Origin of the sequence: Kitasatospora sp. NPDC005856, from assembly GCF_040629945.1 — a bacterium.
Taxonomy (GTDB): Bacteria; Actinomycetota; Actinomycetes; order Streptomycetales; family Streptomycetaceae; genus Kitasatospora.
Map to the genome: position 1 here is coordinate 1 of NZ_JBEXWT010000049.1, position 15359 is coordinate 15359.

Here is a 15359-nt window from a genome sequence, read left to right on the forward strand (position 1 = left end):
CAGATATGACAAACGCGTCTACGTCTTCCTCGGCACGGTCACGGTCGCCGCACTGGTCATCTGGCTCCGCTCATGATCGACCGGACAGAACCTAGTCGGCCAAGTCCGCCGCCAGCTCATCGCGCCAGTGCACGGACATGCGCAGGCTCAGGATCGTCTCCGCCGCCGCGGGCAGGGGCAGCAGCAGGAACTGGCGCAGGGCCCCGGCCGCCGCGTCCCGGCCGTGCCACGCCGCGAGGTCGGCCTCGGTGACTGGCGCCGGGTCCGGCTGGTGGCGGGCCGCGTCGAGCAGTCCGCGGACGGCCCGGACCTCCGCCCGGATGGTCCGCATCCGCAGGTCGAGGGCCCCGTCGGCCGGGAGGTCCACCGGCTCGCCCCGGCCGACCTGCTCCAGCGCCCGGGCGATCTCCGAGTAGCCGTCGATGCCGGTCTCCGACGCCAGCCGGGCGAGCTGCGCCGCCATCGCGGAGCGCAACCGCTCCGGCGGGGTCCGCTCCACGATGGCACCGAGGTCGAAGTCGCGTACGACGGTGACCGGGTGCCGCGCCTCCGGTACGTCGTCGAGGACCGGCAGCAGCAGCGCGCTGGCCAGTGGTGCCGCTACGTCGTCCGCCGGGTCCCAGCTGATGCCGTGCTCCGCCGTCAGGCCTGCCAGCAGCCGCGCGTAGGCGGCCGTCGAGCCAGGCCAGGGATCGACGCCGATTCGCTGCCACTGCTGTCCGTCGCGTCCGAGCGCGGGCTGCCCGTCGGGGCCGGTTACGTAGTCCTCGCGCGGCGATTCGACCCGGTGACCTGCCTCCGGCCGCTCCGTGCCGTCCTCCACGACGGTCACGCGCACCTCGTATCCCTGCTTCGCCAGCCGCACCACCCGGGTTCCGCGGGACAGCCGTCCCAGCACCTCGGGACGGCCGAACTGGGCGTCACCGCCCTCCTGCGTGGCGTACGACCATCCATCGCCGCAGGACCCGGCCCGGACCATCGGGCGGTGTGCGGCCCAGGGCGCACCGGCGGACAGCCGCGCCTGTTCCCGGCTGCGCGGCCCGGCGGTCGCGGGCACGGAGCCGAGCCGGTCCAGAAGGTCTCCGGGGTCGATGCCCGCCACGAACACGACGTCCGGCTGCACGGGCGGTGCGGGTTCGGGCCCGAAGAATCCGCCGCCCCCGAAGGTGCCGACGGCGTATGCCCCGTCAGGCTGCGGGACGGGCGGGGCCGGCTCGGCCGCGGGGACCTGCGGCTCGGGGGCCCCGGCAGCGATGTCCAGGGCGGAGGTTGGGTCGGCGACGACCGTCCCGCCACCGTCCCAGATCAGCCGTCCCTCGTGGGCCAGGGGCGTCCGCCCGTCGAAGGGCAGGCCGTTCTCCAGGGCTGTGGCGAAGTCGGAGAGGACGTGCCGCAGTCCCGACCACGGGGTGAACGTCGAGCCCGTCTCGTCGAAGTACCGGCCTACCCGCCCGTGGTGCGGGCCGGGGCGAGTGACCAGGAAGAGTCCGTCGGAGGACTGCCAGCCGATGCCCAGTGTGACCAGCAGTCGTTCGTGCGGCCAGTACGCGTATTCGTCGCGCTCCTCCTCGTCGAGTTCGGCCTCCTCCTCGGCAGCGTCTTCCCCGACCTCGCGCAGGAACTCGGCGCTCTGGACGATCTCCCCGACCCCGGACAGCGGTCCGTAGTAGTCGAGCCGGAGCGTTCCGTCCTGGAGCTCCACACCGTCGTGCCGCAGCAGCGACTCCCTCAGGTCGGGCGGGAAAGTCACCCCCAGCCGGAGTTCGGCCGCCGCGATGTCCGCCAGGACGGCTGGCGGTCGCAGCAGTCCGTGGGTGACGGGGGCGTGCCGCGCGAGCCAGCTCTCGATGCGGTCCCAGGACTCTTCGACGGTGAACGTGATCATGCCCCGCACCCTAGGTGCGGGCACTGACACCCGGACGGCCGGGCTGTCCGTAGTCCCCTCCTGCCCCGATCTCGTGATCACCCCCTTAGCGTTAACCGCTGTACCGCTGTTCTCCGAGGCCGTGACACGCCGCCCAGCAGGCGGTCACGCCACCATGATCATTCTCAGCGCCAACGACTGTTCCGATGTTCCCCGGGGCCGATCTTATGAACGGTCCTCTGCGCGATCAAGATCAATCACGGGCCGCCGAACCCCCGCCGAACCCGGATTCGCTCTCAGAACCCGTTCTCACTCAAGAACGGGACGGACCCCTTTCTGAGACTTGCATTGTGCGAAAACCCGGGCCCATGACGAACCCTCAGCGGCCCTCCCCAGCCGACCGGTCGGACGCCGACGACGCCGAACAGCACGCCTGCCCGAATGTCCCAGGTCGGGCTGCGGGTGAGCGAGGCGTGCGGGCTCGACCCTGTCCCGCTTCTCATCCGGGCACGTGCTGAGAGACGATGCCTCGTCCCTCGTGGGACTTCAGCTCACTTCGCCGGAACCTGATGGATCGGAGAGGTAGACGGTGTCAGGTCCGCGAACGAGGTCGGCCACGCGACGTCATCGATGGCGAGCCACGGCGCAGCGGCTACGCCGGTGGGTGTCACCCCGGTGAACGCTTTGACCTCGCGGTGGAGGTGAGCCTGGTCGACGTAGCCGCTTGTGGCCGCCACCTGGGCGGCGGCGTTGCCCGCCGCGAGGAGGTGGGCGGCGTGGTCGAAGCGCACCAGGCGGGCGGCATGCTTGGGGGTGAGGCCGATCTGGGACCGGAAGCGGGACCACAGCCGTTTACGGCTCCATCCCACCTCGTCCGCCAGGCTGTCGACGCGAACCCGTCCCCGACTGGTGAGCATCATCCCCCAGGCGGCGGCCACCTCTGGATCAAGCGACGGGCGGGCGCTCATCCGTCGGCCGAGGACATCCACAGCGATCGTGAACCGCTCGTCCCACGACGCGGCGGCCCGCAGCCTTTCCTCGGCTCGCCCGGCGTCGCGGCCCCAGACATCCTCCAGGGAGACCACCGTCCCGCTGAGGTTGGTCGATTCGCCGAGCAGCGCAACCGCCAGGACCGGTGACAACCGGATCTGGAGGCACTCGATCCTCCCGGCAGCCCGGCCTCCGAGGCGAAGGTCGCCCGGTGCCAGTCCAACGGCCGTGCTGCCGCATTCGCGCCGGCCGGGGGCGTCGTAGACAAGGCTGTCTTCGTCGCTCAGGTCCACGAACAGGGTGACCGAGGGGTGCGCCACCATGGTGATGTCCGCGCGCGCCGGAGCACGTTGGCGGAACCCGGCCATGCTGATCCCCGGCAGCCGGGCCGGCTGCCGGGGCACGGCGACCTCCACCGACGCCCAGTCAGGTGGTGGTTCGGTGGACCTCACAGCACCAGGGTAGGCGATGGGTGTCAGCGGGCCGTCGCTGCGAAGTGCAGCAGCAACTCGCCGGTCGCCTCCGGCGCTTCGAGCATGGGGAAGTGACCCACGTCGGGCAGCTGCTCGACTCGCGAGTTCGGCACCGTGTCGTACTGGTGCGCCGAAGACGGATCCCAGCGGGGATCGGCAGCACCGAAGATCACCAGAACCGGGACGTCGAGTGCGGTCAGGCGCGCGGGTAGGCTCCTCTCGGCGATGTACGCGCCGTTTTGGCGCAGCACCGTCCTGAACGTGCGGTAGCCGATGCCCCGTACCTCGGCGACCAGGTCGTCCGGGACGTCCACCGGGCGGTTGCACACCGCGGTCACCCCCCGGCGGAGCATCGCGTCGGAACGGACTCTCCATAGAAGCGGGCCGAGCGGCGGGGCGATCAGGACCCGAAGGAAGAGGGGCTGCGGAAGGAGCGCGTCGGGACTCGGGCCACTGCTGATCAGTGCGAGCGAACCCACCAGGTCCGGGCGCTGTTCGGCGAGCGCGGTGGCGATGTATCCGCCGCTGGAGTGCCCGGCCACGGTGACCGGACGAAGGCCGAGCTCATCGAGCGCCGCGGCCAGGCTGGCTGCCTGGCCAGGCACGTCGTACGACGGCGCGGGCGCGGACTGACCGTGGCCCGGGAGGTCGATCCGGATGACGTGATACCGGCTGGCCAGTGCCGGCACTACCGGGCCCCAGGAGCTGCCCGAGGCCCCCGATCCGTGGATGAGTACCAGCGGCGGCGCCTCCCGCGGGCCGTCGTGGACCACGTGCATCCCGTGCACATGCTTACCGTCGAAAATACCCATACACGTGAGGATGCCTGGGCTGCCGGCCCTCGGTCTTGTACAAATGTCGTCACGGGGCCGACGATCGCCAGGACTTCCGAGAAAGCCAGCGGGCATGGCGCGGCCGCTCTGCTCGGCGGCCGACGACATCGAGGCAGCGCATCGGCTCGCCACTGCCCTCGTAGAGGGTGCCGTCCAGGTAGAACACTTCGTCGGCCCGCTGCGTGACGGGGCCAGGAAGTCGAAGAGGTGGATGAGCACCGGATTGCGCGCCGCCCGTACGACCTGGCGGTGCGGTTCCAGGTCCGTCTCGACGAGCTCGGCCGGTCATGGAGGTCTGACATGATCGATCTCCCCGAGTAGTCCTCAGGTCCCCGGTTCCCGCGCGGACGGCGGGCCTGCTACGGTGCCAGGCATGTTCCTCCCCCGTGCGTAGCGGACCCGCCACGACCGTGCCCCCTCTCGCCGGGCACGGCGTTCCGGTGTCCCCGCACGCCTTCGGGTACGGCCCCGCCCTTGCCCGCCTTCGCCGAGGAACGTCTCCCTTGTCTTCGCCCAACCCCTCCTACGCCGCTGTCCTGCGCGCCCCGCACGCCGGCCGTACCTTCGGCGCCGCCCTGCTGGGCCGGCTCTCGTACGGGATGGTCCCGCTCGCCATGATGCTGGCCGTCCGGGACGCCACCGGCTCCTACCCGGTGGCCGGCACCGTGCTGGCCCTGTTCGGGCTGACCAGTGTCTTTCTCTCGCCGGCCCGTGCCGCCCTGGTCGACCGGTACGGCCCCCGGCGCGCGCTGCCGCCGATGGCCGCACTGTACGCCGGGCTGCTGACCCTGGTGGCCGGCGCCACGTGGCGGCCGGGCGCGCCGCCGATCCTGACGGGCGTTCTGGTGGTCGCCGCCGGTGCCTGCACCCCGCCGCTCGGGCCGGTGATGCGGACGCTCTGGCGCCGACTGCTGCCGGACCAGGAGCTGCTCCGACGGGCGTACAGCCTGGACGCCGTCGCCGAGGAACTGCTGTTCGTCAGCGGCCCGCTGCTGGTGGGGCTACTGCTCACGGTCGCCGGTCCGACCGCCGGGTTGGCCGCGGGGGCCGGGCTCGTGCTTGCGGGCACCCTGGCACTGGTCTCCTCCCCGGCCGCGCGGGAGGCGGACCGGACCGGACCGGCCGCACCCGGCGAGCGCCCGGAGGGCGGGGGAAGGCTACGCCGCGCGGTGCTCACCTCGGCCGCGACCGGGCTGGCGCTCGGGGCGCTCGACCTGATGGTGGTGGCCTTCGCCGAGGAACGCGGGCGGGCCTGGGCGGTCGGTTGGATCCTGGCGGCGCTCTCGGCCGGCAGTGCCGTCGGGGGCCTGGCCTACGGCGCCGTCGGCTGGTCCGCCCCGAACCGGGCCCGGCTGCCGCTGCTGGTCGCCGGGCTGGGCCTGGCGTTGGCGGGCGCGGGGCTGGCGCCGAACCTCCCCGTGCTGACCGCGGCCGTCGCGCTGACCGGGCTGTTCGTCTCACCCGTGATCACCACCGCCTACCTGATCGCGGACGAGACGGCCGCGCCACAGGCCCGCACCCGGGCCGGCGCCTGGGTGAACACCGCTTTCAACGCCGGCTCGGCGGGCGGCACCGCAATCGTCGGCCTGCTGGTCGGCCGGCTGCCGCTGCCGCTCTGCTTCGCCCTGGCGGCCACCCCCGCGCTCCTCTCCGCCGCGTCAGCCGCCGGCCAGCTGGGCGACTTCGGTGGCAACAGGTCGCTCCGAAAGTCGGATACCGGGTCTGACCTGCGTCTCTAGGCTCAGGGGTAGGAGGAATCTGCTCGGTTTCGTGAGCTTCGCCCGCGTCGTCGGAGGGATCAGCGGCCTGCTTTCCGGCCCCACGCTCGAAGCCCACGTCGCCACGATCGCAACGGCAGCTTAAAAGTCAAGCTCAGCCGCCGACAGCCCGTCACCCCCAGGCGTGAACCCGGGTAGACCCACCGTCAACATGGCATATGACGACACCCGGAACCGGCTTGAAGGCAGCCTCGTACGTCGGCACAGTGATGGCCAGAGAACCGGCACCATCGATACGAGGAGGATGCATGACGCAGACGCCCGTACCGTGGGGCATCGGCAGGATGAGGCCGTTCGCGGCCGGTACTGCCACGCTCCCGGCGCTCACGCCCGTGATCGACCCCGAGACGCAGATCGCGGTCGTCGTGGACGAGAACGGCCGAACGGTGGAACTGGGTTCCCACGGGACCAGTACCAGCGGGCTCACCCCGACCATCACCACCCCTGGCGACGGAGCCGGGCCGGGCGGATCGACGGACGCCGACAGCACCGAGTCCTACGACCAGGATCAGAGCGGCAGTTGACGCTTCCCCGCCGCCGGCCGGTGCTGGTGCTGACCAACCCCTACGACGTCACCGCGGACGTGGTCCTGCGCGTCCTGGCGCACCGCCGCGCCCCCGTGGTCCGTCTCGACCCCGGCACCGACCTGCACACGGGCGCCTCGCTGACCGCCTCGTTCCGTACGGGCGGCCAGCGGGGCACCCTGCGCACTCCGAGCCGCGCGCTCGACCTCACCGAGGTGGGTGCCGTGTGGGTGCGCCGGGCCTCCCCGTACGAGGGGCCGGCCGACCTCGACGGCCAGGAACGCCGCTTCGCGGCCTCGCAGTCCGTTTGGGGTGCGGGCGGCATCCTCGCTTCCCTTCCCGGGGCGCACTACGTCAACCACCCGTGGGCCAACCGCGCCGCGGAGCACAAGCCCGCGCAGCTCGCCGCCGCCCAGCGCTTCGGATTCACCGTCCCGGACACCCTGATCACGAACGACCCGCAGGAAGCAAGGGAGTTCGTGGCACTCCAGCCGACCGGGGCGGTCTACAAACCGGTGTGGAACACCCCGTACTCCGTCGACGGCGAGCCGCGGGCCGTGTGGGTGCGGGAGGTCCGGGCGCAGGAGGTCACGGACGCGGTCCGGGCCTGCCCGCACATGTTCCAGGCCCAGGTCCCCAAGGCGTTCGACGCCCGGGTGACGGCCGTCGGCGACCGGCTGTTCGGCGTGCGGATCGACAGCCCGGACCTCGACTGGCGCCACCGGCAGGACCTGATGACCTGCACGCCGATCGCCGTACCCGAGCCGGTCGCGCGGTCCGTGGCCGACTACCTCGCCCACTTCCGGCTGGTGTTCGGGGCGTTCGACTTCGCCGTGGCGAGTGACGGCAGCTGGTCGTTCCTCGAATGCAACCCCAACGGCCAGTGGGCCTGGCAGCCGCCCGGGACGACCGAGCGCATCGCCCACGCCCTGGCCGACGAGCTACTGAGAGGCCCTGACGCATGAGCACGTCCGAAGAGCTGCGCGCCGCCCTGGCGGCCGGCCTGGCCGAGAACGGCGCGCTGTCCGACCCCGCATGGATCAAGGCGGCCGAAGCGGTTCCCCGCGAGGTCTTCGCCGGGTCGTACTTCCTCCCGGTCGAGGGCAGCGGCCCGACCGGCTACCGGGCGGTGCGGCAGGGGGACCAGGGCTGGCTGGAGGGGATCTACACCGACCGGACGCTCGTCACCCAACTCGACGGTCGCACCGGAGCGGACGACGTGGGCGGGCAACCGGTGGTCGGCGCCCCGTCGTCCTCCTCCACCCTGCCCTCCCTCGTCCTCGGGATGTGGCAGCAGCTCGGAACGGACGCCGGACACCGCGTCCTGGAGGTCGGCACCGGAACCGGCTACTCGACCGCCCTCGGCGCACACCGGCTCGGGGATGCCAACCTCACCAGCATCGAGTACGACCCCCGGGTCGCCGAACGCGCCGCCGCCGCCCTGCGGACCGCCGGCTACGCGCCCCGTCTCGTCGTCGGCGACGGGCTGCGCGGCGACCCGGACGGCGGCGGCTACGACCGGCTGATCGCCACCTGCTCGGTCCGCTACCTGCCGATGCCCTGGCTGTACCAGGTGAGGCCGGGCGGACGGATCCTGGTCACCCTGTCCGGCTGGAGCTACGCCTCCGGCCTGGCCGAGCTCACCGTGACCGGCCCCGGCGAAGCCACCGGCCGTTTCCTGCCCGGCTACACCAGCTTCATGATCGCCCGCCCGCACGACCGCCCGCCCCGCTCGACCGTCGCCCTGCTGCCCGGCGACGAACGGCCGAGCCTGATCGACCCGGCCGTCCTCGACAGCTGGACGGGTAGCTGGGTCGCCCAGCTCGCCGCCCCCTCCGCCGAACGCATGGGCAACGACGGCACACAGATCCTCTCCGACGTCGCCACCGGCTCCCAGGCCCGCACCACACCCCGTCCCGACGGAGGCTGGACCGTCACCCAACGGGGCCCACTGCGGCTGTGGGACCGCGTCGAGGAGGCCGTACACCTCTGGCAGCAGGCCGGCGAACCGCACCAGCAGGGCTTCGGGATCACGGTCTCGGCGGCCCGGCAACGGGTGTGGATCGGCACGGAGGACGGCCCGGGCTGGGACCTGCCGATCTGAGCCGGCGCCGGGTCGCCACCTGGGGCCTGCTCTGCGGCCCCGGGGGCCGGTTCCCCCGCCGGGCGGCGACCCGCAGCCCCGGAAGCGGGCTACCGGTCACCTCACACGCGCAGCCCGAGCCCCACGGCGGCCAGGACGGTGTTGGCCTGGTGGGCCGCCTGGTTCGCCACCGGGATCCACCCGGGCCGGAAGCGCTGCTCGTACTCGCCCGTCCAGTCCCGCAGCAGGGCGTCGAGTCGGCCGGTGACCGGTGCGGTGCGCTCGTCGTCCGGACCGAGGACGCGGCGCAGCAGGGCGGCGGTGCGCACGGGCAGGCGGTGGGCCCACAAGAGAAGGGGGGGTACCCCGAGTTCCCCGCAGCCGGGGCCCTGTCACCAGCCGAAGATCCCCTGCCGCCTGATCACGATCCGTCGCGCCCGACAGCCCCGTCGACGCGTCTTCCCCCAGGGGCACCCGTTCGGCCGGTCGTCCGTGTCGGTCCGGTCGGCGTAATGCGATCGCCCTTACCCTTCCGTCTGCCGACGAACAGTTGTCCTGGTTTGAGACCCCCAGACGTAGGAGGCAACTTTCCATGCTTGACGAAGTCGTACGCGCGGCCGTCCACCCCGCCATCGGCGTCGCCCGGGTGGGGAACTCGCCGGAGGGCTACTACCTGGCCCCGGAGGTGCCCGACCCGGAGCCGAAGGAGCCGGGGTTCTACAAGGACGCCTCGGGGGCGATCAGGCGGGAGGCGGCACGGTTCCGGATCTACGGCTACAACGCGCGCGGCGAGGTCGTCGCCGAGCTCACCGCCGACAACGCCGACATCCGCTGGCAGGCGCACCTGGCGAACAAGAAGGCCGCCTGGTACCAGTTCCAGCTGGCCCTGGACATCCCGGACGCGGCGCTCGCCAAACCGGCCGAGCTGCGCAACAAGGACGTCACCGGGGACCGGCGCAAGGACCTGGTGATCGATCCCGGCCCGGTCGAGATCACCGGGCGCGGCGTCGAGGGTCCGGACTACCACCTCCACCAGGGCAAGTTCATGGGGAAGGAGGTCTACCTGGGGGAGCTGCGCACCGACGAGGCGGGGCGACTGCTGGTCCTCGGCGGCTTCGGGCAGTCCGCCTCGTACAACGGCGCGCCGGTTCACACCTACGCGAACAACGACGGCTGGCACGACGACATCGGCGACGGCCCGGTCACCGCGACCGTGGCGGTCGGCGGGCGCGAGCTCCCCGTGGACCCCGCGTGGGTGGTGGTCGCCCCGCCGAACTACGCACCGATGCTGAAGGGCATCCGCACCCTCTACGACCTGCTGTTCGACGTCTTCGTCAGCAACGGCACGCTCCCCTTCCCGGAGAAGGTCTCCTTCTCCCGGCACATCGCGCCGGTGCTGCAGCGCTTCCTGGACCACCAGTGGGTCAACCAGGGCTTCGCCGGGTTCTACGGGCACCAGGGCCTGGCTCCCTTCGTCAACCCGGAGGCGATGAAGCGCCTCAGCAGCACCTCGCGGGACCGCCGGGCGCTGCGCCGCCAGGTGTTCAACGCGCTGCGGGACTTCTCCCGGGACGGGATGTCGCCCGTGCCCTGGCCCTGGCTGTACGGGGACGGCATGGCCGTCCCGCCGCGCACTCCGCTGCACAACATGGCGTTCTCGCCCACCCAGTACCGGATGTTCCAGTACTGGGCCGACGGCGAGTTCGAGGACGACTGGGGCAGCGTCGAGCCCGCGCGCGACCTGGCCGCGCTGCCGTTCGCCGAGCAGCCCGCCGCCCTGGACCGCGCGGCGCTGGACTTCTGCCTGGCCGACGCCTTCCACCCCGGCTGCGAGGTCACCTGGCCGATCCGGCACCCGTCCATGTACATGGCGCCGTTCCGCATCCGCCACCGCACGTCCGACCAGCCCGAACCCTCCTACGGCACGGTGCTCACCCCGGAGACGGCGCTGTCGGTCAACGGTCCGCTGTACGCCCAGGGCCCCGGCGACCTCAGCCGCTGGATGGCGGTGCCGTGGCAGACCGACACCGCCAGCTGCCGCTCCGGCTACGAACTCGCCCTGAGCCCGCGGCACGACCCGTACCTGCCGAGCTTCTGGCCCGCCCGCGTCCCCAACCACGTGCTCACCGAGGAGGACTACCGGATCGTGGCCGACGAGAGCCGGCCGCTGGAGGAGCGGACCGAGGCCTTCGAGCGCCGGGCGGTGTGGCTGCGCGGGCTCAGGGGGCAGAACGCCGAACAGCTCAACCAGATGATCGACGACTGGTACCGGCTCGGCATCGTCGAAGTCCGGCCCGGCGCCAAGGACTTCCCGGAGCGGATCCAGGTGGAGTCCACGCCGTCCATCGACCTGACCGGTGTCTCGCACACCCAGAACCTGGTGACCCTGCACGTGCCGCAGGCCGCGGACCCGGCGGTGGCGGCACTGGCGATCAACCAGGCCATCGCGGTGAGCGGCTACACCGCTGAAGAGGTGACGGCCGGCTTCATCGACAAGGTCGCCCCGTTCCGCGACAACGCCTGATGCCCGTCGACGTGGTCGTCGCGGGCGGCGGCCCGGCCGGGTGCGCCGCCGCGCTGACCCTGGCCCGCGCCGGCCGGTCCGTCCTGCTCGCGGACGCCGGCGGCGGGCCGCCCAGGCTGGGTGAGGCGCTGCCCTCGGCGGCCCGCGTCCTGCTGCACGACCTCGGTGTGGGCGAGCGGCCGGTCGCGGCCGGTCACCTGCCCTGCTACGCCAACCTCTCCTCGTGGGGGTCGGCGGCGCTGTACGGCACCGACTTCATCCGCGATCCCAACGGGCCGGGCTGGCATCTGGACCGCGCCCGGTTCGACCACGCCCTACGCCGGGCGGCCGACGAGGCCGGTGCCGAGCTGGCCGAGCGCACCACCGTCCGCCCGCACGGCCGGCGAGCCGACGGGACCTGGACGGTGGCGCTGCGGGGAGCGGGACGGGAACCGGACCGCCCGGTGCGCTGCCGCTGGCTGGTGGACGCCAGCGGTCGGACCCGGGCCGTCGCCGCCCGCTGCGGGTCGGTACGCCGCCGGACCGACCGGCTGGTCGCCAGCTGGCTGGAGCTGCCGCCCGCCGCGTCGGCGGCCGAGACCTCCTCGCTGGTCGAATCCGCCGCCGACGGCTGGTGGTACACCGCGCTGCTGCCCACCGGGTCCCGCCTGGTGGCGTACTTCACCGACGCCGACCTCACCCCGCCCGGGCACGAAGAGTTCCGGCACCTGCTCCGGCGGACCCACCATGTCGCCCCCCGTACCGCCGCGCATCCACGGCCCCCGGTACCGGCGCCCCGGCGGGCGCCCGCCGACTCCTGCCACCTCGACGACCCGGTCGGCGACGGCTGGCTCGCCGTCGGGGACGCGGCGACCGCCTTCGACCCGATCTCCTCCCAGGGCATCCTCACCGCCCTCCACACCGGCATGACCGGGGCCCGCGCCCTCAACGCCCACCTGGACGGCGACCCCGCCGCCCTCGACACCTACCGCACCAACGTCCACGCGCTGCTCGCCGCCTACCGGCGCAACCACCACACGGTGTACGAGCAGGAGCGCCGCTGGGCCGACCGGCCGTTCTGGCGCCGCCGCCACACCACCGGTTCCCCCAGGGAGGCAGCATGACCACCCGGCACGACCACGAGCACGAGGACCCGTCCGTCCACTCCTTCACCCCGGACGACCTGGCGGGCGCCGTGGAACTGACCGTCCCGGCCGTTCCCGACGACGGGCACAACGGCCAGCCGTGGACCACCAGGCCGCTGCCCGAGCGCCGCTACGAAGCGCTGCTGCACCGTACCCCGGGCCGCCCCGTACCGATCACCCTCGACCTCGCCAGCGAACGCTGGTGGAACATCACCACCCTCAACGCCTGATCCGACCGGAGACCACCGGACCCGATGCGCGTGGGGGCGTCGTCGGATCCGACGACGCCCCCACTTGCGCAGTGACCGCCCTGCGGACGTGAGCGGAGCGGTCGACCTCGTCGGTCATCCGGCCGCATCGACGAGTGCCTGGAGCACGCGCCGCGGATCCTCCGCCAGCCGGTTGCAGACGTAGAGCCACCACTCCGTACCGAACACGACGTACTCCCGCGTCGGGTGGCCGCGTTCGGCCATGGCGGCGAGGACGTTCGGCCCGAGGCCGAGGAGCGTCTCGAACTCCCACGGGGCGTGCTCGCGGCCCGTCCCGCCGAGGTGGTGGTCGATGCGGTCGACCAGGTCCCGGTCGTGGGTGGCGAAGGAGCACGGGTGGCCCGAGTCGGCCAGTTGACGCGCGTACGCCAGGTAGGCGGTGGCGAGGGCGGGCGATTCACGGCGGTGCGCGACGCTCTCGGGTTCGAGGAAGGCGCCCTTGACCAGGCGGATGCGGCCGGGCCGGCCGAGCAGCTCCGGCAGGTCGTCGACGGTGCGGTACAGACGCGCCTGGACGGTGACGCCTACGTGGTCGAACCGCTCGCACAGCCTGCGGTGCAGCTCCAGGACGGCGTCGGTGCGGTCGGAGCCCTCGGCGGAGATCATCAGCTCCCGGCCGGTGCCGGCGCAGGCCCGGGCGATCCGGGTGGCGTTGGCCAGGGCGAGTTCCGCGTCGACGGCGAGGCCGATGTGGGACAGGTCGAGGGAGATCGAGCAGTCGGGCGGCAGCAGCCGGGCGGCGGCGAGGAACACGTCCGTCTCCTCCGAGGCGCGCCGCGCGTCGCGGCAGCTCTCGCCCATGTACTCGACGTTGACGCGGTGGCCGGCGGCCCGCACCTGCCGCACGCGGTCCAGGGCGTCGGGGAGGGTCTCGCCGGCCACGTACCGCCGGGCGACCTTGCGGGCCAGCGGGCCGAGCACCGGGTCGTCGGGGATGCGCCACTTCAGGTCCTCGTCGAGGGCGAGCGCGCGGAGGACCTGGGCGGCCTGCCCGGGAAGGGCGTCGGTGGCGAGTGCGGTGTCGCTGCAAGGGGTGTGCGTGGTCATCGGGCGCCCAGCTGTTCAGTGGCGGAAGGGGAACACCGGTGAGCCTTCCAGGACGGGAAGGCCGCGGGCAGTGGCAGAAACGACGGTTAGGCTGGAATTCCTGCCAACTCCGCGAGAGGACGACCCCCGCCGATGCTCCGCGATGTCGCCGTCCTGGCCCTCGAAGGCGCCCACGCCTTCGAACTGGGCGTGTTCTGCGAGGTCTTCGGCATCGACCGCAGCGAGGACGCACTCCCCGCCTACGACTTCGCCCTCGTCTCGGCCAGCGGCGAGAGCGTCCCGACCCGGCACGGCTTCGAGGTGCGGGCCCGGCACGGGCTGGAGCGGCTGGCCTCCGCGGACCTGATCTGCGTCCCGGCCTACGACCTCCACGTGCGGCAGCCGGACGCCCTGGCAGAGAGCCTGCGAGCCGCCGTACGGCGGGGTGCCCGCGTCCTGAGCATCTGCACCGGCGCCTTCCTCCTGGGCCAGGCCGGGCTGCTGGACGGACGGCGCTGCACGACCCACTGGCGCTACACCGGGGAACTCGCCCACCGCCACCCCCGGGCCCGGGTCGAGACGGACGTCCTGTACGTCGACGAGGACCCGGTCATCACCGGGGCTGGCACCGCCGCCGGCGTCGACACCTGCCTCCACCTCGTCCGCGGCGAACACGGCAGCGCCGTCGCCAACGCGATCGCCCGCCGCATGGTCGCGCCCCCGCACCGCGACGGCGGCCAGCGCCAGTACCGCGAACGCCCCGTCCCCCGGGACCGCACCGGCTCCCTCGCCCCCGTCCTCGCCTGGATCGAGGCCAACCTCGACCAGGACCTGACCGTCGAGTCGATGGCCCGCCACGCCAACCTCTCCCCGCGGACCTTCGCCCGACACTTCCGGCAGCAGACCGGGACCACCCCGCTGCAATGGCTCACCGGCCAGCGCGTCCTGCTCGCCCAGCACCACCTGGAGAGCACCGGCGACCCCGTGGCCGCCATCGCCCACCGCGCCGGCTTCGGCACCGTCGACAACCTCCGCCACCACTTCGCCCGCCGCCTCGGCACCACACCCCAGGCCTACCGCCGCACCTTCGGGGCCCCGCCCGCCACCGGCTGACCCGGGCTTTCTCCAGCAGACCGGCCCTACGCCCCGGCCTGCTGGTAGAGCGTCACCAGGAGGCCGTGCACCGGCTCGCCCTCCGCATCCTCCTCCGTCTCGTCGACCAGTGCGGCCGGCGCCTCGGCGAGCCGCGCCGCCTTGGCCGGGCTGAGCCGGAGGTGGCGCAGCGTCAGGGTGTGCTCGGCCGGTGAACGGTCCAGCTCCTGGACGACGGCGCCGAGCAGCGCCGCCGTTCCCCCGGCCCGCGGCTCGTCGACGAGGAGTCGCTCGGCGGTCCGCCGGTAGTACTTCTCGGTGCCACCGCGCACCCGCCGCGTTCCCGCGGCCTGGACCAGCCCCGCCCCACTCAGCACCCCGAGGTGGTGGGAGACGCTGCCCTTGTTCACCCCGAGCTGTGCGGCGAGCCGGCTGATCGTGGACGGCCGAGCGCTCAGGGCGAAGGGTAGGCGCTGGCGCAGGGGGTGGGCGAGTGCGGTGTGCTGAAGTGGCGTGCTGATCCGCTGGACGTCCTCATCCGACTGGTGCCTCGGCACCCTGGGCTACGTGGTGGAGGACGCGGCCCGCCTCGGGACGACACTCGTCGTGGAGACCGGTCGACCGGCCGTCATGGAACCGGACCCGGTGCCGGCCGAGCTCGTCCTGCCGCCCGAGATCGCCGCGGGAGTACGAGGACGAGTGTCGCCGATCGCCGGCCCAGGAGCAGGCGACGAGCCTTGCCGGGTTGGGGATCAGACCCGGGTCGGTCATCGCCGAAG

At 72.9% G+C, this 15359-nt stretch carries 14 protein-coding genes; 8 read left to right on the forward strand and 6 right to left on the reverse strand.

Annotated features, from left to right (window positions below; translation table 11 throughout):
* Window positions 1-91: 91 nt before the first annotated feature.
* From ABZ449_RS25975 to ABZ449_RS25985, 3 genes are all read right to left on the reverse strand, one after another.
* Window positions 92-1885 carry an SMI1/KNR4 family protein gene (locus ABZ449_RS25975; RefSeq protein WP_360350377.1) on the reverse strand — a complete coding sequence of 598 codons (1794 nt, stop codon included), beginning with the start codon at window positions 1883-1885 and terminating at the stop codon, window positions 92-94.
* Between the two features lie 530 nt (window positions 1886-2415).
* Entirely contained in the window at window positions 2416-3222 is an 807-nt protein-coding gene (locus ABZ449_RS25980; protein ID WP_360350511.1) for a helix-turn-helix domain-containing protein, read from the reverse strand.
* 107 nt (window positions 3223-3329) lie between these two features.
* Window positions 3330-4139 carry an alpha/beta hydrolase gene (locus ABZ449_RS25985; RefSeq protein ID WP_360350380.1) on the reverse strand — a complete coding sequence of 270 codons (810 nt, stop codon included), beginning with the start codon at window positions 4137-4139 and terminating at the stop codon, window positions 3330-3332.
* Between the two features lie 524 nt (window positions 4140-4663).
* On the opposite strand from ABZ449_RS25985, the gene ABZ449_RS25990 reads away from it, so the two are divergent.
* From ABZ449_RS25990 to tgmC, 4 genes are all read left to right on the forward strand, one after another.
* Complete coding sequence (locus ABZ449_RS25990) at window positions 4664-5899, forward strand: MFS transporter (RefSeq protein ID WP_360350383.1); 1236 nt, start codon at window positions 4664-4666, stop codon at window positions 5897-5899.
* Window positions 5900-6186: 287 nt separating this feature from the next.
* Window positions 6187-6462, forward strand: a complete 276-nt coding sequence (gene tgmA / locus ABZ449_RS25995; protein ID WP_360350386.1) for a putative ATP-grasp-modified RiPP — start codon at window positions 6187-6189, stop codon at window positions 6460-6462.
* On the forward strand, window positions 6459-7427 hold the full coding sequence (gene tgmB / locus ABZ449_RS26000) for an ATP-grasp ribosomal peptide maturase (protein WP_360350388.1): 969 nt from the start codon (window positions 6459-6461) through the stop codon (window positions 7425-7427). The genes tgmA and tgmB overlap by 4 nt, the downstream gene beginning before the upstream one ends.
* Entirely contained in the window at window positions 7424-8566 is a 1143-nt protein-coding gene (gene tgmC / locus ABZ449_RS26005) for an ATP-grasp peptide maturase system methyltransferase (RefSeq protein ID WP_360350391.1), read from the forward strand. The genes tgmB and tgmC overlap by 4 nt, the downstream gene beginning before the upstream one ends.
* Before the next feature lie 101 nt (window positions 8567-8667).
* Here the strand turns inward: tgmC and ABZ449_RS26010 are convergent, their stop codons facing one another.
* A complete protein-coding gene (locus ABZ449_RS26010; protein WP_360350394.1) occupies window positions 8668-8874 on the reverse strand; it encodes a hypothetical protein in 207 nt (68 codons plus the stop codon).
* A gap of 263 nt (window positions 8875-9137) precedes the next feature.
* Between ABZ449_RS26010 and ABZ449_RS26015 the strand changes: the two genes are divergently transcribed.
* From ABZ449_RS26015 to ABZ449_RS26025, 3 genes are read left to right on the forward strand one after another with little or no spacing between them, the layout of a single operon-like run.
* On the forward strand, window positions 9138-11069 hold the full coding sequence (locus ABZ449_RS26015; protein ID WP_360350397.1) for a LodA/GoxA family CTQ-dependent oxidase: 1932 nt from the start codon (window positions 9138-9140) through the stop codon (window positions 11067-11069).
* On the forward strand, window positions 11069-12172 hold the full coding sequence (locus tag ABZ449_RS26020) for an FAD-dependent monooxygenase (RefSeq protein ID WP_360350400.1): 1104 nt from the start codon (window positions 11069-11071) through the stop codon (window positions 12170-12172). Before ABZ449_RS26015 ends, ABZ449_RS26020 begins: the two co-directional genes overlap by 1 nt.
* Window positions 12169-12423: a hypothetical protein gene (locus tag ABZ449_RS26025; protein ID WP_360350403.1), complete on the forward strand. Its 255-nt coding sequence runs from the start codon at window positions 12169-12171 to the stop codon at window positions 12421-12423. The genes ABZ449_RS26020 and ABZ449_RS26025 overlap by 4 nt, the downstream gene beginning before the upstream one ends.
* A gap of 114 nt (window positions 12424-12537) precedes the next feature.
* Here the strand turns inward: ABZ449_RS26025 and ABZ449_RS26030 are convergent, their stop codons facing one another.
* Window positions 12538-13509: a proline dehydrogenase family protein gene (locus ABZ449_RS26030; protein ID WP_360350406.1), complete on the reverse strand. Its 972-nt coding sequence runs from the start codon at window positions 13507-13509 to the stop codon at window positions 12538-12540.
* A gap of 132 nt (window positions 13510-13641) precedes the next feature.
* On the opposite strand from ABZ449_RS26030, the gene ABZ449_RS26035 reads away from it, so the two are divergent.
* Window positions 13642-14601: a helix-turn-helix domain-containing protein gene (locus ABZ449_RS26035; RefSeq protein WP_360350409.1), complete on the forward strand. Its 960-nt coding sequence runs from the start codon at window positions 13642-13644 to the stop codon at window positions 14599-14601.
* 26 nt (window positions 14602-14627) lie between these two features.
* Here ABZ449_RS26035 and ABZ449_RS26040 read toward each other — a convergent pair whose 3' ends face one another.
* Entirely contained in the window at window positions 14628-15137 is a 510-nt protein-coding gene (locus ABZ449_RS26040; RefSeq protein WP_360350412.1) for a winged helix-turn-helix domain-containing protein, read from the reverse strand.
* Between the last annotated feature and the right edge of the window lie 222 nt (window positions 15138-15359).

Excerpts from the sequence above, each read along its gene's own strand:
- ABZ449_RS25975 (WP_360350377.1), bottom strand. The coding sequence starts at position 1,885 with ATGATCACGTTCACCGTCGAAGAGTCCTGGGACCGCATCGAGAGCTGG.
- ABZ449_RS25980 (WP_360350511.1), bottom strand. The coding sequence starts at position 3,222 with ATGGCCGGGTTCCGCCAACGTGCTCCGGCGCGCGCGGACATCACCATG.
- ABZ449_RS25985 (WP_360350380.1), bottom strand. The coding sequence starts at position 4,139 with ATGGGTATTTTCGACGGTAAGCATGTGCACGGGATGCACGTGGTCCAC.
- tgmA (WP_360350386.1), top strand. The coding sequence starts at position 6,187 with ATGACGCAGACGCCCGTACCGTGGGGCATCGGCAGGATGAGGCCGTTC.
- tgmC (WP_360350391.1), top strand. The coding sequence starts at position 7,424 with ATGAGCACGTCCGAAGAGCTGCGCGCCGCCCTGGCGGCCGGCCTGGCC.
- ABZ449_RS26015 (WP_360350397.1), top strand. The coding sequence starts at position 9,138 with ATGCTTGACGAAGTCGTACGCGCGGCCGTCCACCCCGCCATCGGCGTC.
- ABZ449_RS26020 (WP_360350400.1), top strand. The coding sequence starts at position 11,069 with ATGCCCGTCGACGTGGTCGTCGCGGGCGGCGGCCCGGCCGGGTGCGCC.
- ABZ449_RS26025 (WP_360350403.1), top strand. The coding sequence starts at position 12,169 with ATGACCACCCGGCACGACCACGAGCACGAGGACCCGTCCGTCCACTCC.
- ABZ449_RS26030 (WP_360350406.1), bottom strand. The coding sequence starts at position 13,509 with ATGACCACGCACACCCCTTGCAGCGACACCGCACTCGCCACCGACGCC.
- ABZ449_RS26035 (WP_360350409.1), top strand. The coding sequence starts at position 13,642 with ATGCTCCGCGATGTCGCCGTCCTGGCCCTCGAAGGCGCCCACGCCTTC.